Source organism: Micromonospora sp. RB23 (assembly GCF_053585025.1).
This window is the reverse complement of the sequence record NZ_CM132111.1, coordinates 5,548,136-5,568,365: the sequence shown is the minus strand read 5'-3', so window position 1 is coordinate 5,568,365 and position 20,230 is coordinate 5,548,136. Positions and strand designations below refer to the sequence as shown.

General features: G+C 71.3%; 16 protein-coding genes and 1 pseudogene. 13 read left to right on the top strand and 4 right to left on the bottom strand.

The features are described 5' to 3' along the window. Positions 1-8 precede the first annotated feature (8 nt). On the bottom strand, positions 9-1,196 hold the full coding sequence (locus ACTFTM_RS25220; protein ID WP_449562925.1) for a low temperature requirement protein A: 1,188 nt from the start codon (positions 1,194-1,196) through the stop codon (positions 9-11). 114 nt (positions 1,197-1,310) lie between these two features. Here ACTFTM_RS25220 and dnaG point away from each other — a divergent pair. After that, positions 1,311-3,213, top strand: a pseudogene (gene dnaG, locus ACTFTM_RS25215) (DNA primase). Next, complete coding sequence (locus ACTFTM_RS25210; protein WP_449562924.1) at positions 3,214-3,750, top strand: hypothetical protein; 537 nt, start codon at positions 3,214-3,216, stop codon at positions 3,748-3,750. 7 nt (positions 3,751-3,757) lie between these two features. Here the strand turns inward: ACTFTM_RS25210 and ACTFTM_RS25205 are convergent, their stop codons facing one another. Both ACTFTM_RS25205 and ACTFTM_RS25200 read right to left on the bottom strand, forming a co-directional pair. After that, positions 3,758-4,777 (bottom strand): TAXI family TRAP transporter solute-binding subunit, encoded by a 1,020-nt coding sequence (locus tag ACTFTM_RS25205; protein ID WP_449562923.1) that lies wholly within the window; start codon positions 4,775-4,777, stop codon positions 3,758-3,760. Further along, the gene (locus ACTFTM_RS25200; protein WP_449562922.1) at positions 4,741-6,813 is read right to left on the bottom strand and encodes a TRAP transporter permease; all 2,073 of its coding nucleotides are present in this window, start codon (positions 6,811-6,813) and stop codon (positions 4,741-4,743) included. The genes ACTFTM_RS25205 and ACTFTM_RS25200 overlap by 37 nt, the downstream gene beginning before the upstream one ends. Positions 6,814-7,271: 458 nt before the next feature. On the opposite strand from ACTFTM_RS25200, the gene ACTFTM_RS25195 reads away from it, so the two are divergent. Next, complete coding sequence (locus ACTFTM_RS25195; RefSeq protein ID WP_449562921.1) at positions 7,272-8,204, top strand: ABC transporter ATP-binding protein; 933 nt, start codon at positions 7,272-7,274, stop codon at positions 8,202-8,204. Between the two features lie 127 nt (positions 8,205-8,331). Here ACTFTM_RS25195 and ACTFTM_RS25190 read toward each other — a convergent pair whose 3' ends face one another. After that, on the bottom strand, positions 8,332-8,559 hold the full coding sequence (locus ACTFTM_RS25190; RefSeq protein WP_449562920.1) for a flavin reductase: 228 nt from the start codon (positions 8,557-8,559) through the stop codon (positions 8,332-8,334). Positions 8,560-8,801: 242 nt separating this feature from the next. On the opposite strand from ACTFTM_RS25190, the gene ACTFTM_RS25185 reads away from it, so the two are divergent. From ACTFTM_RS25185 to ACTFTM_RS25140, 10 genes are all read left to right on the top strand, one after another. Next, complete coding sequence (locus ACTFTM_RS25185; protein WP_449562919.1) at positions 8,802-9,590, top strand: helix-turn-helix domain-containing protein; 789 nt, start codon at positions 8,802-8,804, stop codon at positions 9,588-9,590. Then, positions 9,581-9,772 carry a DUF397 domain-containing protein gene (locus tag ACTFTM_RS25180; RefSeq protein WP_449562918.1) on the top strand — a complete coding sequence of 64 codons (192 nt, stop codon included), beginning with the start codon at positions 9,581-9,583 and terminating at the stop codon, positions 9,770-9,772. The genes ACTFTM_RS25185 and ACTFTM_RS25180 overlap by 10 nt, the downstream gene beginning before the upstream one ends. Positions 9,773-10,332: 560 nt before the next feature. After that, positions 10,333-11,133 (top strand): ABC transporter permease, encoded by an 801-nt coding sequence (locus ACTFTM_RS25175; protein WP_449562917.1) that lies wholly within the window; start codon positions 10,333-10,335, stop codon positions 11,131-11,133. Positions 11,134-11,142: 9 nt separating this feature from the next. Then, positions 11,143-11,952, top strand: a complete 810-nt coding sequence (locus tag ACTFTM_RS25170) for an ABC transporter permease (RefSeq protein ID WP_449562916.1) — start codon at positions 11,143-11,145, stop codon at positions 11,950-11,952. 65 nt (positions 11,953-12,017) lie between these two features. Continuing rightward, positions 12,018-13,163: a YihY/virulence factor BrkB family protein gene (locus ACTFTM_RS25165; RefSeq protein ID WP_449562915.1), complete on the top strand. Its 1,146-nt coding sequence runs from the start codon at positions 12,018-12,020 to the stop codon at positions 13,161-13,163. A gap of 258 nt (positions 13,164-13,421) precedes the next feature. Then, positions 13,422-14,600, top strand: a complete 1,179-nt coding sequence (locus ACTFTM_RS25160; protein ID WP_449562914.1) for an ROK family protein — start codon at positions 13,422-13,424, stop codon at positions 14,598-14,600. Next, complete coding sequence (locus ACTFTM_RS25155; protein ID WP_449562913.1) at positions 14,597-16,219, top strand: sugar ABC transporter ATP-binding protein; 1,623 nt, start codon at positions 14,597-14,599, stop codon at positions 16,217-16,219. The genes ACTFTM_RS25160 and ACTFTM_RS25155 overlap by 4 nt, the downstream gene beginning before the upstream one ends. Further along, positions 16,216-17,343 carry an ABC transporter permease gene (locus tag ACTFTM_RS25150; RefSeq protein WP_449562912.1) on the top strand — a complete coding sequence of 376 codons (1,128 nt, stop codon included), beginning with the start codon at positions 16,216-16,218 and terminating at the stop codon, positions 17,341-17,343. Before ACTFTM_RS25155 ends, ACTFTM_RS25150 begins: the two co-directional genes overlap by 4 nt. A gap of 98 nt (positions 17,344-17,441) precedes the next feature. Continuing rightward, positions 17,442-18,494, top strand: a complete 1,053-nt coding sequence (locus tag ACTFTM_RS25145) for a substrate-binding domain-containing protein (RefSeq protein WP_449562911.1) — start codon at positions 17,442-17,444, stop codon at positions 18,492-18,494. A gap of 54 nt (positions 18,495-18,548) precedes the next feature. Further along, complete coding sequence (locus ACTFTM_RS25140) at positions 18,549-19,739, top strand: Gfo/Idh/MocA family protein (protein ID WP_449566722.1); 1,191 nt, start codon at positions 18,549-18,551, stop codon at positions 19,737-19,739. Positions 19,740-20,230: the final 491 nt, after the last annotated feature.

Below are 20,230 nucleotides of genomic sequence, written 5' to 3'. Positions count from 1 at the left end.
CGGCCGGCTCAGTCCTCGGCCGTCGCGGTGAGTCGTCGGGTGAGCAGCACCGCGTACCCGACGACCGCCACCGAGAGCAGGAACAGCATCAGCTTCGGCTCGTGCACCGCCGTGGTGATCAGGACGGTAGAGCCCACGCCGTAGCCGGCGATGCCGAGGCGGCCGACGCTCGGCCGGTTCCACACCCAGTGCAACGCGAGCCCACAGAACATCCAGGCGGTGATCGAGGCGGCCAGCACGAGCCGCAGCTCCATCGGCAGCCGGACCACCTCGTCGTCGGCCAGCCGGACCATCTGCCCGAGCGCCCAGCCGAGCAGCAGCAGTGCGCCGCCGAGCGGGATGTGCAGGTAGGCGTACGTCTGGCCGCCGCGCAGCCGGCGCCGTGACTCGCGGGTGGTGACGAAGGTGGCGTAGACCCACCAGACGGCCGCCGGCACCAGGAACGCCAGTCCGGCCGTCACGATCATGTGCGGTCGGGGATGGTCGGGCACCGCGAAGAGGAGGTTGGCCAGCGCGCTGCCCAGCACGATGATGGTGAACTGCCCGATCCGCTCGGGCAGGTGCTGGTCATCGACCGGAAACCGGTTGAGCCAGCGCTTGCCCACCCACGGGGTGGCCAGCTCGATGATCATGGCGACGATCCACAACGTCGGACGCGCGGCGGCGGGGACGGCCAGCGAGGCCAGCCAGATCAGCCAGCCCGACCCGAAGCCGCACAGGTAGATCGTGGTCACCGTACGGGCCTGCGGGCTGGTGGGGCGGGCCCGCAGGTACAGCAGGAGCAGCACACCGCGCACGATCAGGTAGCCCACCGGCAGGAGCACGCTCTCCGGAACCTCGTCCACCCCGAGCGTCATCGTGCCCGCGCCGACCAACGCGACCAGCACCAGGATCCGGTGCGGCACGTCGTCCGGGTCGAAGCGGGTGTCGTAGAACACCTGACCCAACCAGGCCCACTGGACCACCACGAAGAGCCCCAGCACGGCCAGCACGGCGCTGGGCGACGGGGTCGGATCGTCGCCCAACCGGCGCACGACCGCCGCCAGCGCGTACACGAAGATGAGGTCGAGGAACAGCTCCAACCAGGTCGCGTGCCGTTCACCGGTGTCGTCGGTCAACGGGCCCTGTCCGCGCATCCGCAGTCGACCGGTCACCCATCGCGGCGGCCGGGGCCCGTTGGCGCGTACCCTGCGCATCTGGTCATGGTCCCCGCGCGGACCCGGCGGCCGGGGCGAAACGGGTGAGCCCGGCGGCGGCCCCCGCCACACCGGCGTCCCCCGGCCGGCGTGTCGTCGGTCGGGCAGGGCAGGATGTACGGCGAGGGGGTGGCGCATGGCTGGGCGGATCCGGGACGAGGACATCGCGCTGGTCCGGGAACGCACCTCGATCGGGGATGTGATCTCCGAGACGGTCACCCTGAAGTCCGCCGGTGGCGGCAACCTCAAGGGCCTGTGCCCGTTCCACGACGAGAAGAGCCCGTCGTTCAACGTCTCGCCGGCCCGCAACGTCTGGTACTGCTTCGGCTGCGGGGCCGGCGGCGACGCGATCAAGTTCCTGATGGACGCCGAGCACCTCAGCTTCGTCGAGTCCGTCGAGCGGCTGGCCGGGCGCGCCGGCATCCAGCTCCGCTACGTCGAGGACGACCGGGGCGCCCCGCGTCCGCGCCCCCAGCAGGGCCAGCGCCAGCGACTGGTCGCCGCGCACGCCGCCGCCGTGGAGTTCTACCGGGCGCAGCTCAGCACCGCCGGCGCCCGACCGGCGCGGGAGTTCCTGGCCCGCCGGGGCTTCGACCGGGCCGCCGCCGAGCGCTACGGGTGCGGGTTCGCGCCGGACGGCTGGGACCTGCTCACCAAGCACCTGCGCCAGCAGGGCTTCACCCACCAGGAGCTGGTCACCGGCGGTCTGTCCCGGGAGTCGCGGTCGGGCACGCTGATCGACAGGTTCCGTCGTCGGCTGCTCTGGCCGATCCGCGACCTGACGGGTGACGTGATCGGCTTCGGGGCGCGCAAGCTCTTCGACGACGACGACGGCCCGAAATACCTGAACACCCCCGAGACGCCGATCTACAAGAAGTCGCATGTGCTCTACGGCCTCGACCAGGCCAAGCGGGAGATCGCCAAGCAGGGCCGCGTGGTCGTCGTCGAGGGCTACACCGACGTGATGGCCTGTCACCTGGCCGACGTGCCGACGGCGGTGGCGACCTGCGGCACCGCGTTCGGCGCGGACCACATCGGGGTGCTGCGCCGGCTCCTGCTGGACACCGACTCGGTGGCCGGCGAGATCATCTTCACCTTCGACGGGGACGCCGCCGGCCAGAAGGCGGCGCTGCGCGCGTTCGGCGACGACCAGCGCTTCGTCGGCCGGACATTCATCGCGGTCAGCCCCGACAACATGGACCCGTGTGAGCTGCGCCTGGCCAAGGGGGACCTGGCCGTGCGGGACCTGGTGGCCCGCCGCGAACCGCTCGTCGACTTCGCGCTGCGGCACGAGATCAGTCGCTTCGACCTGGACACCGTCGACGGCCGGGTCGAGGCCATGCGCCGGGCCGCGCCGCTGGTCGCGCAGCTCAAAGACCGGGAAAAGCGCCCCGAGTACGTCCGCAAGCTCGCCATGGACCTCGGGATGGAGATCGAACCGGTGCAGCGGGCCGTGCTCGCCGCCGCCAACACTCCGCCGTCCGCGACCCGGGACGCCGCGCCAGCTCCTCGGCCCGCCCCGGCCCGGGCCGAGCCGTCGGTCGACAGCCCACAGTCGATGGTCGAGCGCGAGGCGTTGAAGCTCGCCCTGCAACAGCCGGTGCTCGCCGGGCCGATGTTCGACGCGGTCGAGGCGACCGAGTACCGCCACCCGGTGCACGTGGCCGTCCGTACGGCCGTGGCGGCGGCCGGCGGGGCCGCGTCGGCGACCGGCGGCGCGGTGTGGATCGAGAAGGTCCGCGACGCCTGCGCGGACCTGGCCGCCGCGGCGCTGGTCGGCGAGCTGGCCGTGGAGCCGCTGCGGATCGACGGTGAGCCCGACCCTCGCTACGTGTCGATCACCATGGCCCGGGTGCAGTTCGGCTCGGTGACGGGACGCATCCGGGACCTCAAGTCGCGGATCCAGCGGATCAACCCGGTCAACAACAAGGACGAGTACTTCGCCGCCTTCGGGGAGCTGCTGTCGCTGGAACAGCACGCCCGGGCGCTGCGCGAGCAGGCCGCGGGAGGGCTCTAGATGGGACTGTTCAGCCGCAAGCCGAAGCTGCCCCCGGCCGACCGGCCGCCGTTGACCGCCGACGAGCGCGTGCTCGCCTGGGCGGCGGTGGGCAACGGCGAGGGCGACGGCGTCATCGTGGCCAGCAACCTCGGGCTGTGGCTGCCCGGTCGGGGGCACCGCATCGGCTGGCACGACCTGATCAAGGCGGTCTGGTCCGGCCGGGAGCTGACCGTCACGCCCGCCGAGACGGTCGTCGAGCGTGACGGCTACCTCGTGGTCGCCGACGGGCCGGCCGAGACGTACCTGCTGCTCGACCCCGGTGAGCTGCCGCACCAGGTGCGCGCCCGGGTGACCCGTTCCGTCGCGTACACCGAACACCACCCGGTGCCCGGCGGCGCGGCGCGCGTCGCGGCCCGCCGCGCGGCCGGGGCCGACGGTCTGACCTGGACGGTCCGACTCGACCCCGGCACACCGGCGGACGACGAGGCGTTGCTCGCCGAGACCGACCGCCTGGTCGGCGTGGCCCGCGCCGCCACCGCGCCGGCCGACCTCTGACCGAGGCTCACCTCGCTCCCAGGTCGTTCAGCGCCTTCTCGGCGCCCCGGTGCAGCGGCACCGGCAGGGTCCTGCGGGCCTTCTCCAGCGAGATTCCCTTGGCCGCCGGATTGGCCTGGGCCAGGACGTCGCGCTTGTCGAACACCGTCCGGGTGATCGCGCAGGCGACGTTGGCGTCCAGATCCTCGCGGACCAGCAGCACGTTGGGCACGACGATGGTCGGGGTGTCGGTCGCCGTCCGGTACACGTCCCGACCGATCGTTCCGGCCTGGTAGCCGGGGCTCTGCGTGGTCAGCTTCGGCAGCAGCGGCGAGATGTCGACGAACGTCACCGTGTCGCCGGCGGTGGTGAACAGGTCCGTCAGGCCGCCGGTGGGCAGGCCACCGGACCAGAAGAACCCGTCGATGCTGCCGTCCTTGACGCCGTCGACCGTCTTGGCGAGGTCGAGTCGCTGCGCCCGGACGTCCTTGGCCGGGTCGAGTCCGGCGGCCTCCAGCAGCCGGTTCGCGATCACCTCCGTACCGGACTTCGGGGAGCCCGTGGAGATCCGCTTGCCGCGCATGCCGGCGACCGAGGTGATCCCGGAATCCTTGCGGACCACCACCTGCGTGTAGTTGTCGTAGAGGCGGGCCAACGCCCGCACCGGCTGTGGCGCGCTGAAACTGCCCTTGCCCTCGACCGCGTTGACCGCCGTGTCGAACAGCGAGAACGCCACGTCGTACTGGCCGCCGACCAACTGCTCGACGTTCTGCACCGACGCGCCGGTCTCGGCGGCGGTGCCGGTGAGCTTGCCGCCGGTCGCACCGGACAGCTGCCCGGCCAGGGCGTTGCCGACCACGTAGTAGACGCCCGTCGAGTTGCCGGTGGCGATACCCACGCGGGTCTCCCGGGTCACCTCGCAGGTGACCGCACTGGCCGTGTCGTCCGTGCCCGCGCCGCCCTTCTGGCCTCCACAGCCGGTGGCACCCGTCAGGACGAGGGCGAGCGCGCTCACTCCCGCCGCGAGCCGTACGTCGGTTCGTCGCACAGTTCCTCCTCTGTTGGTGTTCGCGGTCGGCCCTCTGTGGGTGTTCGCGGTCGGCCCGTGGATCCGCGTCGGACGAGCACTCCCGCTGCCGCGATGACGGCCAGCGCCACGCCGACCACGACCGGCACCGGTTCGAGCCAGAGCAGGGTGACGCCGGCGACGGCGCCGAGCACGCGTTCCGGGGCGCCGGCGGGACCGACCCCCGGCAGCCAGCCACCGGCGGCGACGGCGAGTACCGCCACGCTGAGCGCCGTCACCACGGCGGCGAAGGCGATCCGCGGCACGCCGCCGATGCCGAGCAGACCGAGGCCGGCCGGAGTGATGACGAACGCGATCGGGGTCAGGTACGCCGGCAGCGCGTACCGCAGGGTCTGCCACATGGTCGGCACCAGCCGCCCCCCGGTGACGGCGGCGGCGGCCACGGCGGCGAGCGCGGTCGGCGGGGACACCTCGGACAGCACGGCGAAGTAGAAGACGAACATCGCCGCGGCGGGCGCGGCCACGCCCAGGTCGAGCAGGGCCGGGCCGACGATCACCCACCCGATCACGAACGAGGCGGTGACCGGCACCGCCAGGCCCAGCAGGCTGAGCGCGACGGCGGCGAGCAGCGCCGTCAGCACCAGGACCAGCGTCGGGTCCGACGTGGCCGCCTCCGCCCCACCGATCAACAGCGCCGCCGCCTGTGGCCCGAGCCCCGTCTTCGTGGTGGTCGCCGTGATGATGCCGGCGGCGGCGCACACGGCGGTGACGGCGAGGACCCCGCGTACGCCGGTGACGAGCGCGGTCATTAGCCGGGCCGGGGTGAGCCGGTGCGAGCGGTCCAGCCACGACAGCGCGGCGGTGAGGAAGATGGCGAAGACCACGGCCCTCGTCGCGGAGACACCGACCGCGAGGAACACGACGATCGCGATCAGCGAGGCGAAGTGGTAGCCGAAACGGCCCAGCAGCCGCCACGGCGAGCCGACGTCGAGCACGACCGGTCGTACGCCGGACCGGCGGGCGTCGATCTCCACGGAGAGCAGGATGCCCAGGTAATACAGGACCGTCGGCACCGTCGCCCAGCCGAGCACCTGGAGGTACGAGACGCCCAGGTACTCGGCGATGATGAACGCCGCCGCCCCGAGCGTGGGCGGGGACAGGATCGCGCCCACCCCGGCCGCGGCCAGCATGCCGCCGGCCCGCTCCGGTGGATAGCCGGCGCGACGCAGCAGCGGCCACGTGACCGCGCCGATGCTCACCGTCGTCGCCGCGCCCGATCCGGAGACCGTGCCGAGCAGGAAGCCCGAGGCCACCGCCGTCCGACCGGCAGCGGTACGGGAACGACGGAACGCCGCGGCCGACAGGTCGACGAAGAACCGCCCGGCCCCGGACAGCTCCAACACCGCGCCGTAGATGGTGAACAGCACGATGTACGACGCGGCCACGTCCAACGGGGTGCCGTAGAAACCGCTGTCGGAGTTGTAGAACGCGTCGACGAGTTGCCGGAAGTCGAGCCCGGCGTGCGCGACCGGCCAGGACTGCGGCAGCAACCCGCCGTAGTAGCCGTACCCGAGGAACAGCAGGCAGACCGCCGGCAGGATCCAACCCGTCGTACGCCGGCACGCCTCCAGCAACAGAAGCAGCAGCACGGTGCCGAGCACCAGGTCGGTCGGCGCGAGCAGGCCCTGCCGGTCGAGGAACGCGTTGTAGCCGCCGCCCCCCGTACCGATCGTGATCGGCAGGACGGGATACAGGCAGGCCGCCACGGCCAGGGCGGCCAGCAGCCAGTCGGTGACGGTGGGCCGGCTGCTGTCGGTGGCTTGTCGCGGTCCGCGTAGGCGGGTCCAGCGCGGCAGGTCGGCCGGGTAGGCGAGGAACACCAGCGGGAGCACCCCCGCCAAGAAGATGATCAGGTAGTACTTGCTGCCCTGCGCGAGTGGGCGGAACACCTGCCAGAGAGCGAGCGCGCCCACCGCCAGCGCCACCGTGCCGAGGAGCAGGGCCGCCGGCCCGGCCAACACCCGGCCGGGCTTCTCGTCCTCGAACTGGGCAGCCATGTCCCGGGTGGCCCGCTCGGCGGCGCCGGCCGGTCCGGCCGGTCCGGTGGCCCAGGCCGGTCCGGTGGTCTGGGCTGGTTCTGTGGCTTGGGCCGGTTTCGCGGCGCTGGCTGGTTCTGTGGCCTCGGCCGGTTTCGCGGACTGGGCTGGTTCGGTGGTCTCGGCTCGTTTTGTGGCCTCGGCCGGGTTTGTGGTCTCGGCGGGTGGGCGGGGCCGGGGTGGCGCGTCGGTAGCGTTCGTGGGTTCGCCGCCGGCGTTCGTCGTGGGCCCGTCGCCGGATGAGTTGGCTGGTCGGGCGGGTGACGGCGGACCATCGGGCGAGCTGGCGGGCGACACAGGGGGACGATACCTGTCGATCGGCGGATGGGTGGGGCATCGATCGGCGTTTCGCTTTCGGTGAGCCGGGCGAGCGCGTATTTGCGTGGAGGGGTGTCGGACCCGGCGGTTAGGGTCGGGCGGTGACTACCGGGGGACCACTGATTCAGGCTCGTGGGCTGGTGAAGCGGTTCGGTGACTTCACGGCCGTGGACGGCATCGACGTCGAGGTGCAGTCGGGTGAGGCGTTCGGTTTCCTCGGTCCGAACGGCGCGGGCAAGTCGTCCACCATGCGGATGATCGGCTGCACGTCGCCACCGAGCGATGGTGACCTGCGCATCCTCCGCCTGGATCCGGTGGCCGACGGGCCGGCGATCCGCGCCCGCCTCGGGGTGTGCCCGCAGCTCGACAATCTCGACCCCGAGCTGACCGTCCGCGAGAACCTGACCGTCTACGCCCGCTACTTCGGCGTCTCGCGCCGGGCGGCACGGGCGCGGGCCGACGAGTTGCTCGACTTCGTCCAGCTCGGTGAGCGGGCGGACAGCAAGGTCGATCCGCTCTCGGGCGGGATGAAGCGCCGCCTGACCATCGCCCGTGCTCTGGTCAACGAGCCGGACCTCGTACTGCTCGACGAGCCGACCACCGGGCTCGACCCGCAGGCTCGACACCTGGTGTGGGAGCGCCTGTTCCGGCTCAAGCAGCAGGGCGTCACGCTGGTGCTCACCACGCACTACATGGACGAGGCCGAGCAGCTCTGCGACCGGCTGGTGGTGATGGACGGCGGGCGGATCGTCGCCGAGGGCTCGCCCCGGGCGTTGATCGAGCGGTACTCCACCCGGGAGGTGGTCGAGCTGCGCTTCGCGGCCGAGTCGCAGGCGCCGTTCGTCGACAAGCTGGACGGTGTGGGGGAGCGGGTCGAGGTGCTGCCCGACCGCGTACTGCTGTACGTGCCCGACGGCGACGCGGCGGTCGCCGAGGTGACCGCGCTGGGGTTGCAGCCGGCCAACGTGCTGGTACGACGCAGCAGCCTGGAGGACGTCTTCCTGCACCTGACCGGCCGCACCCTCGTCGACTGAGGCGCTGCTGGTTGGCGGCGGTGCGGTCGAGCCGGGCTGGCTGGCGGCCAGTGCGGGTGGGTCGGGGTGATCGGTGGCTGCTCAGCCACAATCCAGCCGGCGTGTCGTGCTGCTGAACAGCCAACGATCACCGGGCTCTGGCCCAGGTGAGGAAGCGGTCGGTCAGCGGGTCGCTGCCCGGGAGGTCTCCGGTGGCTTCTTCGAGCAGCGTGGCGAGGTAGATGAGCAGGCCGGTCCTGTTCTCGCGGTACGCGCCGAGCAGCGCCAGCCGCGCCGGGGAGCAGGGCCACGCCGCGCCGCAGACCCGGCAGCGCCACGACGGACGCGCGGCCACGTGCGGGCGGTAGCGGGGCATCGGCGCCTCCCTTGGTCGTGAACCGAACTGCTCGATGGGTGGGAGCGCCCCGGATCGGGGGTCACGGGGCGCTCCCGGCCTGGTTCCGCCCGCCGTCCGATCCCGTGAGCGGTTCCGCTGCGTGACAGTCTGGTGATGACGCGACTACGGTGGGAGATCCCCCGCGCCGACGACCAGCGCGTACGACGGCCGGCCCGGCACGGTACGAAGATGTACGGAGGTTGTCCGTGGAGAGTTCGTCCATGCTGGAGCACTTCGCGGAGGAGCTGCGGCTGGCCCGGGCGGACCGGGGCCTGTCACAGGCGGCGCTCGCCGAGGCGTTGAGCTACTCGGGCGCGCTGGTCGCCAAGGTGGAGACGTCGGAGCGCCGGCCGAGCCTGGACTTCGCGCGTCGGTGCGATGTCGTGCTCGCGGCCGACGGCCGGTTCGAACGCATCCAACGGCGGATCAGCCGCGAGACCGTCGTGCCGTGGTTCCGCGACTGGGCCGGCATCGAGCAGGAGACCACCGCGCTGCGGTGGTTCGAGCCGCTGTGCGTGCCGGGTCTGTTGCAGACAGAGGGGTACGCCCGCGCTCTGCTGACCGGTGGCGGTCTGTTTGCGCCGGACGAGATCGAGCAACACGTGTCAGCCAGACTGGACCGTCAGGGACTCCTCACGCGCGACCGGCCGCCGTTGATCACCGCGCTGATCGATGAGCATGTGCTTCGCCGAGACGTCGGTGGATCGGGTGTGATGCGCGAGCAGATCCAGCACCTCGTGAAGCTGGGATCGGCGTTTCCGCGGGTGCGAATCCAGGTAGTGCCGGATCTCGCGGGTGCTTACGCTGGGCTCGGAGGGCCCTTCGTGATCGCTACAGCGCCTCAGGGCGAGGACCTTGTCTACCTTGCGGGGCAGCGCCACGGGCAGGTCATCGATCGGTCCGATTACGTGCGTCAGATGGTCGAGGTGTGGGAGTCGATCCGAGGTGAGGCACTATCGCACGGGCAGTCCCTCGATCTGATGGCGGAAGTGGCGGAGACATGGATGTGACTGGCGCCCGCTGGCGCAAGAGCACTCGTAGCGGCCCGGACGGCGGCAACTGTGTGGAGGTGGCCGACAACCTGCCGGGAGCGGTGGCCGTGCGTGATTCGAAGGACGCGGATGGGCCGGTGCTCGTCTTCGAACCCGAGGCGTGGCGTGCGTTCGTCGGGCTCGGTGCCGGTGTCCGATAGGTCGTCGCCCCGGTAGGCCCCTGAGCTGTCGCGTGGTCCGACCGTGTGGCCCTGCGCAGCACCAAGGTCCCCTCGGCTTCCTGCGAATCGGGGCATCTGCGGGACCGGGACGCCCCGCTTTCCATGAGCCCGAGTTGATCTGCCACGAGGCACTACCGCAGCAGCCTTCACGGCCGACGCGTGGCGCGCGTTCGTCGGGTCCGGTCCGACGCCGCCTGTCGAGCGTGATCCACACCAGATCGCCGATCCGGCGGTGTCCGGGCGATTGGATGCCGCCGCGTCGCCGATCTGGAGTGGATCATCGTGCGGCGAGCCTCGCGGCACGGCGCGGGTGATCCACTCGACTTCCCGGATGTCGGGGCTTCCCGTGGCCGTGGAAACCCCGACTTCCGGGAAGCCGAGTCGGGCTGGGCACGCCGGGCCGGGCTGGGCACGCCGGGCCGGGCTGGGCTGGGCACGCCGGGCCGGGCACGCCAACGTCGGGCGCGGCGTAAAGGGGTCGCGGTCTGTCGTACCCCGGGGGTAGACAGGTCGTGGTCGGTGCGGGCGGGGGTGGCGCGGTGAGCGTGGCGGAACGGACGCGGGCGAGACCGGGACCGCCGTGGGCGCCGGCGTCGGCGGTGTTCGGCTACTACCTGGTCGGGCTGCGGCGCACCTGGCGGGCCGGGGTGTTCTCGTCGTTCCTGCTGCCGGTGCTGACCGTGCTCGGGTTCGGCGTGGGCGTCGGGGGCTACATCGACCAGGGCGTCGACGGGGTGCGCTACCTGGACTGGCTGGTCCCCGGGTTGATCGCCTCGACCGCGCTCCAGGTGACCGTGGGTGACTCGACGTGGCCGGTGTTCAGCAACTTCCAGTGGGTCAAGAGCTACCAGGCGCAGAGTGCGTCGCCGCTGCGCGTCGGCGACATCCTGGCCGGGCACCTGGCGTTCGTGCTGTTCCGGGTGGTCACCACGGTTGCGGTGTTCCTGCTGGTCACCGGCTTGTTCGGGGCGCTGCGGTCGCCGTGGGCGGTGGTCAGCCTGCCGGTGGTGGCGTTGCTCGGGCTGGCCGTGGCCGCACCGACGTTCGCGTTCTCGGCCCTGGTGTCCAGCGACAACTGGCTGGCGATGCTGTTCCGGTTCGCGGTCGTCCCGATGACGCTGTTCGCCGGGGTGTTCTTCCCGGTCGAGTCACTGCCCGACGTGCTGCGGTGGCTGGCGTACGCGACACCGCTGTGGCACGCCGTCGACCTGTGCCGTGCGGCCACGCTCGGTGTCTCCCCACAGTGGTCTGTCGCCGGGCACCTGCTCTACCTGGCCGCCTGGGCGGTCGTCGGGTGGCTGCTCGCGCTGCGCACCTTCCGCCGCAAGCTCGTCGTCTAGGGAGAACCCGTGGTCACGCTGGTCCTGCCCCGGCTGGTCGACGTCTCCGGCGCGTCCCGCCGGTCGGCGTCGGTGATCGGGCGCAACGTCACGGCCCTGAAGGCGGTCTACTGGCTGCTGCTGCTCTCCGGCTTCGTGGAGCCCCTGCTCTACCTGCTCTCCATCGGCCTGGGCGTGGGGACGCTGGTCGGGGACCTGTCGCTGCCCGACGGGCGGCTGGTGTCGTACGCCGAGTTCGTGGCCCCGGCGATGCTGGCCTCCTCGGCGATGACCGGGGCGATCTCGGAGACCACGTTCAATTTCTTCGGCAAGATGAAGTACATGAAGCTGTACGACGGGATGATCGCCACCCCGATCCGCCCGTTCGAGATCGCCCTGGGTGAGCTGGCCTGGGCGATGCTGCGCGGCAGCGCGTACTCGGCGGCGTTCCTCGGGGTCATGGTCGCGCTCGACCTGACCACCGTGACCCGGGCCGTCACCGCGCTTCCGGCGGCGGTGCTGGTCGGGTTCGCGTTCGGCGGGCTCGGCATGGCGGTCGCCACCGTCATGCGCAGTTGGCAGGACTTCGACCTCGTGGGGTCGGTCCAGTTCACCCTGTTCTTCTTCTCGGGCACGTTCGTGCCGGCGCAGGCCTACCCGACCCTGCTGCGCTGGCTGGTCGAGGTCACTCCGCTGTACCGGGCGGTGCACCTGCTCCGCGGCCTCACGGTGGGCAGCGGCGGCTGGCTCTGGCTGCTCGACGTGCTCTACCTGCTGGCGATGATGGCGGTCGGTCTGCTGGTGGCTTCGCGCCGGATGGGCAGGATGCTCTACAAGTAGGTGGTTATCCGAGGCCGTCGACGGGGCATGTCCGCAGGTGACACCGCCGACGACGAGGAGGGGCGATGGCCTCGGACGAGTCTTCCGCCCAGCGCGAGCGCGACCACGGCACCGCCGGCGACCGCAGCGCGCACGACAGCACCGCGCACGAGAGCACCGCGGGCGATCGCAAGCTCGGCCGGAGCGAGCACGACCCCCGCACGCGCGGCCGCACCGAGCGTGACCGCGCCAGCGCGCCGGTCGGGCCGGTCGGGCCCGACGACGGCCCGGACAGCCCCACCGATTTGCCCGGCAGCGGCTGGAAGGCGGCGATCCGTCGTACGGTCCGCGAATTCCAGGACGACAGCCTGACCGACTGGGCGGCGGCACTGACCTACTACGGGGTGCTGTCCATCTTCCCCGGGCTGCTGGTGCTGATCTCCATCCTCGGGCTGCTGGGCACCAGCGCCACCGAGGGCGTCAAGGACACGGTCAGCCAGGCGGTGCCCAACGACAGCATCCAGAAGATCATCAACGACGCGATCGGCACGGCGAACGACAACGGCGGCCTGGCCAGCGTCGCGGCGATCATCGGTCTGCTGGCCGCCTTCTGGTCCGCGTCGGGCTACATCGCCGCGTTCATGCGCGCCTCGAACACCATCTACGACGTGCCGGAGGGCCGGCCGATCTGGAAGACGCTGCCGATCCGGGTCGGCGTGACGGCGGTGATCGGGGTGCTTCTGCTGGCCTGCGCGGTGATCGTGGTCTTCACGGGCCGCTTCGCCGAGGTGGTGGGCGACGCCATCGGCGTGGGCTCCGAGGCGGTCACGGTGTGGAACGTCGCCAAGTGGCCGGTGCTGCTGATCCTGGTCAGCCTGATGTTCGCCATCCTCTACTGGGCCTCGCCGAACGCCCGGCACGGCGGCTTCCGCTGGGTCAGCCCCGGCGGGGTGCTGGCCGTGGTGATCTGGCTGGTGATCTCCGGTCTGTTCGCCTTCTACGTGAGCAACTTCGGCTCGTACGACAAGACGTACGGGGCGCTGGCCGGGGTGATCATCTTCCTGGTGTGGCTGTGGCTGAGCAACATCGCGATCCTGCTGGGTGCCGAGTTCGACGCGGAGCTGGAGCGCGGCCGGGCCATCTCGGCGGGGCACCCGGTCGACGACGAGCCGTACGTCGAGCTGCGCGACGACCGCAAGCTCCGCAAGAAGGGCGCCGCGCACAACGGCTGAGCCACCCGAACCCGCCCCGTCAGCAGAGACCCGCTGGCGGGGCGGGTTCGTGTCGGTCGATGAAACTGCACGCGAGCGCGTGCGGGCACGCCGTTATCCTTTTCTTGATCCACTTTTAGCTTTTGTTCCTTCGGACAAAAGTTGGGAACGGAACGGCTGAAGCTCTGGACACGCGGCGCGGAGCGCTCCTACTGTGTCGGACACAACACATCGGCATTGCGTCGATGTGAACGAGCCCGATGAAGAGGTGAACCGCGCGTGCGGACCGTCGACCCCCTGCACGTTCGACTGTTGCGGTTGCTCCGCGACGAGGGGGCCGTGTCCCGCGCCGAGCTGGGCGACCGGCTCCAGATGCCGCGTCCGCGACTGTTGACCGAGCTGGACCGCCTGGTCGCGCTGGGGTACGTCGCCGAGGCCGGTTTCGCCGCCTCCCGGGGCGGGCGTCGCTCGACGCTCGTCGAGCTGAACCCGAAGCTGCGCTTCGCCGCCGTCGACCTGGGCGCCAGCTCGATGGACGTCGAGGTGGTCAACGGCCGCCTCGAACCGGTGGCCCACTACGCCGAGCCGGCCGACATCCGCAGCGGGCCGAAGGTCACCCTGCAGAGGGTCAACGAGCTGCTGCACAAGGCCCGGGTCGACGGGGCGTACGAGCGGCTGGACGCGGTGGGCATCGGCGTACCCGGGCCGGTGAGCTTCCGCGACGGCGTGCCGGTGTCGCCACCGATCATGCCGGGCTGGGACCGGTTCCCCGTCCGCGAGCTGCTCAGCCGTGAGCACGCGTGCCCGGCGGTGGTCGACAACGACGTCAACATCATGGCCATCGGGGAACGCCACGGCGGCGTGGCGCACTCGGTGGACGACTTCCTCTTCGTGAAGATCGGCACCGGTGTCGGCTGCGGCATCTACCTCTCCGGCGAGGTCTACCGGGGCACCGACGGCTGCGCCGGGGACATCGGCCACATCCAGGTCGACGCGCACGGTCCGATGTGCTCCTGCGGCAACGCGGGCTGCCTGGAGGCGCTGTTCAGCGGCGCCGCGCTGGCCAAGGAAGCGCTCGCCGCGGCCCGCAGCGGGGCGTCGCCGGCCCTGGCCGAGCGGTTGAGCCTGCGCGGCACGGTCACCGCCCTGGACGTCGCCGAGGGCGCCGTCGAGGGTGACGTGACCTGCATCCAGTTGATCCGTGACGGCGGACGGCGGGTCGGCGGCGTGCTCGCCGGCCTGGTCAGCTTCACCAATCCGTCGATGATCGTGATCGGCGGCGGGCTGGCCCAGCTCGGGCACATCCTGCTCGCCGAGATCCGCAGCGTGGTCTACCGCCGGTCACTGCCCCTGGCTACCGGCAACCTGCCCGTCGTGCTGTCCGAGTTGGGTGGCCGGGCCGGTGTCGCCGGCGCGGCCGTGCTCGCCAGCGACGTCGCCTTCGGGGAAGCATCATGAGCGAGGAGGAGACCGTGGCCCTGTCCGACGAGACCGCCACCACCGGGTCGGCCGACGCCGACGCCGCCGCGCCGCTGGTCGAAGCTCCGCCCGACACCGTCGCGGGCGAGGTGGTCCTGCGCCTCACCGACGTGGTCAAGACCTTCCCCGGCGTACGCGCCCTGGACGGGGTCCAACTCGAGGTACGCGCCGGAGAGGTGCACTGCCTGCTGGGGCAGAACGGCGCCGGCAAGTCCACCCTCATCAAGGTGCTGGCCGGCGTGCACCAGCCGGACGCCGGGCTGGTGGAGTGGCGCGGCGAACCGGTCACCTTCGCCAACCCGCAGGCCGCCATGAAGGCCGGCATCGCCACCATCTACCAGGAACTCGACCTCGTCGAAGACCTCTCGGTCGCGGAGAACGCGTTCCTCGGGCACGAGTACCGGAGCCTGGGCTTCGTCCGGCGCGGCCGGATGGCCCGGCACACCCGGCAGATCCTCAGTCGGCTCGGTCACGGCGAGATCCCGCCCGGCCGGATGGTCCGCTCTCTGCCGGCGGCCGGCAAGCAGATCGTCAGCATGGCCCGCGCGCTGTCGCACGAGGCGCGACTGATCATCATGGACGAGCCGAGCGCGGTGCTGGCCCACGACGAGGTCGGCAACCTGTTCCGGATCATCCGCGAGCTGACCGCGCAGGGCATCGCCGTCATCTACATCTCCCACCGCATGGAGGAGATCCGCGAGATCGGCGACCGGGTCACCGTACTCAAGGACGGCCGGACCACGGCGGCGAACCTGCCGGCGCGCGACACCCCGACCCGCGACCTGGTCAGCCGCATGACCGGCCGGACCATCGAGTACGTCTTCCCGGACCGCCCGGCCGAGGACACCGCCGGCGCCGACCTGCTCCAGGTGGAGGGGTTGACCCGGACCGGCGAGTTCGCCGACGTCTCGCTGACCGTCCGGGCCGGGGAGATCGTCGGCATCGCCGGACTGGTCGGCTCCGGCCGGTCCGAGCTGCTGGAGACGATCTACGGCGCCCGGCTGGCGGAGGCCGGCACGGTGCGGATGGACGGCAAGGCGCTGCGCCCCGGCGTCGGTGCGGCGGTACGGGCCGGCATGGGCATGGCCCCGGAGGAGCGCAAGAGCCAGGCGTTGCTGCTCGGCGAGCCGATCTACCGCAACGTCACGCTGGCCACCTTCGGCCGGTACGCGCGGCTCGGCTTCACCAATGCGGCGGCGGAACGCGCCGAGGCGGACCGGATCGCCGAGACCCTGGAGCTGCGTCCCCGGGACGTCGACCGGCCGGTACGCACCCTGTCCGGCGGCAACCAGCAGAAGGTGGTGGTCGGCCGCTGGTTGCTCGGCGGCACCAAGCTGCTGCTGCTGGACGAGCCCACCCGGGGTGTGGACGTGGGCGCCCGGGCCGAGCTGTACCAGGTCATCCGCTCGCTCGCCGCGCAGGGCGTCGGCGTGCTGCTGGTCTCCAGCGAGGTACCCGAGGTGCTGGGCCTGGCCGACCGGGTGCTGGTCATGCGCGAAGGCCGGGTCGTCCGCGAGGCGGCGGCCGGCGAACTCGACGAGAACACTGTGCTTGACCTCGTGATGGCGGGGTCCTTGATGGAAGGCGCACCGGCATGAGCGACGCGACTCCCACACCCACCGCGACACCGGAGCGCCCCAAGCTTCCGGCCCAGTCGCCGCCGGTGGACCCGGCGGAGACGGCGGTGGCCAGCGACAAGGCGGCATCGGTCGGCAAGCTCTCCTGGTGGCGGGGCGACGGTGGCGACGGCGCGAAGCGCAACCTCGGCCTGATCGGCGTGCTGGCCGCGCTCATCGTGGTCGGCGCGATCACCAAGCCGGACCTGTACGGCGACCCGACCTGGGTCTGGAACAACGTCCTGGCGATCCTCCAGCTCGCCTCGGTCGTCGGCGTGGTCACGGTCGGCATGACCTTCGTGATCATCGGCGGCGGCATCGACCTGTCGGTCGGGGCGATCGTCGCGCTGGCCGGGGTCTGGTGCACCACGGTCGCCACCCAGAGCTACGGCGCCGGCGGCATGATCTTCACGGCCCTCGTGGTCGGCATCTGCGTCGGCCTGGTCAACGGGGTCCTCATCTCGTACGGCAGGTTGGTGCCCTTCATCGCGACCCTCGCGATGCTGGTGGCCGCGCGTGGCCTGGCGGCCTCGATCTCCAACAAGCAGACGCAGGTGTCGAGCAGCACGTTCATCAACGACATCGCCGCCCGCAAGGTCATCGGCATCCCGATCCTGGTCTACATCCTCGGCGCGGTCGTACTGGCCGGATGGGTCCTGCTCAACCGGACGACCTTCGGCCGGCGGACCATCGCCGTGGGCGGTAACCCGGAGGCGGCGCGACTGGCCGGCATCAACGTCCGCCGGCACACGATGCTGCTCTACGCGCTCTCCGGCCTGTGCTGCGGCATCGCCGCCATCATGCTCACCTCGCAGGCGACCTCGGCGCAGGCGGCGATGGCCAACCTGTACGAGCTGGACGCTATCGCCGCCGCGATCATCGGCGGGACGCTGCTCAGCGGTGGTCGGGGCACGATCGTCGGCTCGCTGCTCGGCGTCATCATCTTCGCCACGATCACGAACCTCTTCGCCATCAACGGCCTCTCCATCGAGGCGCAGAACATGGTCAAGGGCGGCATTATCGTCGCCGCCGTCCTGATCCAGCAGTTCCAGTTCAAGTCAGTCACCCGGCTCCTCGCGCGGAACAGGGTCACCACCACGACCTGACGCACCGCACCGTTGTCCTGGCGACGTCGAGATCTTCGACGGTGGCCGGACCTCGCACACCCTCACCCAGATGAAATCCCGCTCCCAGGAGGTCGTTCATGACCCAGAACAGTCGCGACCTGTCGCGCCGCCGGTTGCTCTTCGGTGGTGCCGCGGTCGGCGCCGCCACCCTGCTGACCGCCTGCACCAGCAACGAGACCCCGGCCGCCAGCACGCAGACCAAGGCCGCCGGTAACGCCGAGGGCAACAACGCCCCGGGTAAGAAGGTCGTCATCGGCTTCTCCGCCCCGGCGGCCGACCACGGCTGGATGGGCGCGATCCACGCCAACGCCAAGGCGCAGGCCGCGGCGTACTCCGACGTGGAGTTCAAGGAGGTCGACGGCGGGTCGAACTCGGAGGCCCAGCGCTCCACGCTCGGCACCCTGATCGCCCAGAAGCCGGACATCATCGTCGTGCTGCCGCACGACGGCAAGGAGGTCAACGCCGTTGCCCTCCAGGCCATGCAGGCCGGCATCCCGATCGTCAACCTCGACCGGGCGTTCCCCGACGCGCTGGCCTCGCGACTGGTGATCAAGGGCGACAACTACGGCATGGGCGTCTCCGCCGGCCACTTCATCGGCAAGCAGCTCAAGGACAAGGGCGTCGCCAACCCGGTCATCGGTGAGATCGCCGGCCTGGAGATCCCGCTGACGGTCGAGCGCAGCGAGGGCTTCAAGGCCGCCCTCGCGACCTACGGGTTCAAGGTGAGCAACCGGCGCTCGGCCGAGTTCACCTCGGACAGCGGCCAGCGCGAGGCGGCCCAGCTCCTCCAGGCGCTGCCGAAGATCGACGCGATCTGGAACCACGACGACGACCAGGGCATCGGTGTGCTCGCGGCCGTCAAGCAGGCCAACCGGTCGGAGTTCTTCATGGTCGGCGGCGCGGGCTCCAAGCTCGCGATCGACGCGATCAAGGCCGACAACTCGGTGCTCAAGGCGACGGTCACCTACAACCCGTCGATGGCGTCCTCGGCGATCTCGCTCGCGCGGCTCATCGCGCAGGGTCGGGGCCTGGGCGACCTGACGGAGCTGCAGGTGCCCAAGGAAGTGACCCTCGCCTCCGAGACGATCACCAAGGAGAACGCGAGCAGCTACGACAAGCTCGGGTTCTGACATACCGGGGGGAGACCCACCTTGTCCACGACAGACAGAGAACTGCGGATCGGCATGGTCGGTTACGCGTTCATGGGCGCCGCGCACTCACAGGCGTGGCGGACCGTGAACCGCGTGTACGACCTGCCGGCGCGGGCCCGGATGGCGCTGATCTGCGGCCGGGACACCACAGCGGTGTCGGACGCGGCAGACCGGCTCGGCTGGGACGCGTACACGACCGACTGGCGTGACCTCGTCAACCGGGACGACATCGACGTGGTCGACGTCTGCACCCCGGGCGACAGTCACGCCGAGATCGCCCTCGCCGCGTTGGCCGCCGGCAAGCACGTGCTGTGCGAGAAGCCGCTGGCCAACACGGTGGCCGAGGCACGGGCGATGACCGCCGCGGCGGACACCGCCCGCGCCGCCGGAGTGCGGTCGATGTGCGGGTTCAACTACCGCCGGGTCCCCGCGGTCACGATGATGCGCCAGATGGTGGCCGAGGGACGACTCGGGGTGATACGACACGTCCGAGCGACGTACCTGCAGGACTGGATCGTGGATCCGCAGTTCCCGCTGGTCTGGCGGTTGCAGAAGGACAGGGCGGGCTCCGGCGCGCTCGGTGACATCGGTGCGCACATCATCGACCTGACGCAGTTCGTCGTCGGCCAGCAGATCACCGGCGTCAGCGCGATCACCGAGACGTTCGTCAAGGAGCGGCCGTTGCCGGCCGAGTCGAGCGGGCTGGCGGCCACCGTCGACGGCGAGTCGACCGACGGTGGCGCTCCGGCCACCGGGACGGTAACCGTCGACGACGCCGCGGTCTTCGTGGCCCGGCTCGACGGTGGCGCCCTGGCCACGTACGAGGCGAGCCGGTTCGCCACGGGCCGCAAGAACGCCCTGCGTGTCGAGATCAACGGCTCGCTGGGCAGTGTGGTCTTCGACCTGGAGCGCCTCAACGAGTTGGAGTTCTACGACGCCACCCGGCCGACGCTGGAGCAGGGCTTCAGCCGAATCCTGGTGACCGAGGGCGACCACCCGTACATGTCGGCGTGGTGGCCGCCGGGCCACATCATCGGCTACGAGCACTCCTTCACGCACCAGATGCGCGATCTCATCGAGGCGATCGCCACCGGCACCGACCCGGCGCCCTCCTTCGCCGACGCGTTGCAGGTCCAGCTCGTGCTGGACGCGGTGACCCGTTCGGCGGAGACCGGTTCCTCGTGGACCGATGTGGAACCGGCGCTGACCGTGGTCGCCGTCTGACCCTGACCATCCGCGACGGCGGTGTTCGCGCCGCCGTCGCCCAACCGGCTTTCCGGAGCCGACCGGCGAGGGACCGGCCGCGGTTTGCGCCCCGCGGCCGGGACGAGGTCGGCTCCGGAGAGTGTGCAGCCGGGCCTTCGCGGCCCGGTGGCGCACGGAAAGGACGGTCGTCCGGTGCGACCGGACCGGGATTCCCCGGCCGCACCGGAGGACCGCCACCACCACCCCCCGGCGATCCGGAGGATCCGATGACATCGCCCGCCGCTGCCCCCACCCGCACCGCTTCCGTCCGCCCCCGCGCGGCGGACCGCACCCCGGTCGACGATCCGGTGGGCGCGGCAACCTGAGACGTCCGGTCGGGGCATGCCAACGCCCCGATCGGCGGATGCGGGGGAGGCAGGGTCGAGACGCCGACCGACCCTGCCTGCCAGCCCCGTCTGCCCGTACCCGTGCCGAGAGCCGGTCCGTCGTCGTCGCCGCCGACGCCGACG

Bases quoted from the DNA above. Each gene is read 5' to 3' on its own strand.
- ACTFTM_RS25220 (WP_449562925.1), bottom strand. From the start codon at position 1,196: ATGCGCAGGGTACGCGCCAACGGGCCCCGGCCGCCGCGATGGGTGACC.
- ACTFTM_RS25200 (WP_449562922.1), bottom strand. From the start codon at position 6,813: ATGGCTGCCCAGTTCGAGGACGAGAAGCCCGGCCGGGTGTTGGCCGGG.
- ACTFTM_RS25165 (WP_449562915.1), top strand. From the start codon at position 12,018: ATGGCCTCGGACGAGTCTTCCGCCCAGCGCGAGCGCGACCACGGCACC.
- ACTFTM_RS25150 (WP_449562912.1), top strand. From the start codon at position 16,216: ATGAGCGACGCGACTCCCACACCCACCGCGACACCGGAGCGCCCCAAG.
- ACTFTM_RS25185 (WP_449562919.1), top strand. From the start codon at position 8,802: ATGCTGGAGCACTTCGCGGAGGAGCTGCGGCTGGCCCGGGCGGACCGG.
- ACTFTM_RS25140 (WP_449566722.1), top strand. From the start codon at position 18,549: ATGGTCGGTTACGCGTTCATGGGCGCCGCGCACTCACAGGCGTGGCGG.
- ACTFTM_RS25145 (WP_449562911.1), top strand. From the start codon at position 17,442: ATGACCCAGAACAGTCGCGACCTGTCGCGCCGCCGGTTGCTCTTCGGT.
- ACTFTM_RS25210 (WP_449562924.1), top strand. From the start codon at position 3,214: ATGGGACTGTTCAGCCGCAAGCCGAAGCTGCCCCCGGCCGACCGGCCG.
- ACTFTM_RS25155 (WP_449562913.1), top strand. From the start codon at position 14,597: ATGAGCGAGGAGGAGACCGTGGCCCTGTCCGACGAGACCGCCACCACC.
- ACTFTM_RS25190 (WP_449562920.1), bottom strand. From the start codon at position 8,559: ATGCCCCGCTACCGCCCGCACGTGGCCGCGCGTCCGTCGTGGCGCTGC.
- ACTFTM_RS25180 (WP_449562918.1), top strand. From the start codon at position 9,581: ATGGATGTGACTGGCGCCCGCTGGCGCAAGAGCACTCGTAGCGGCCCG.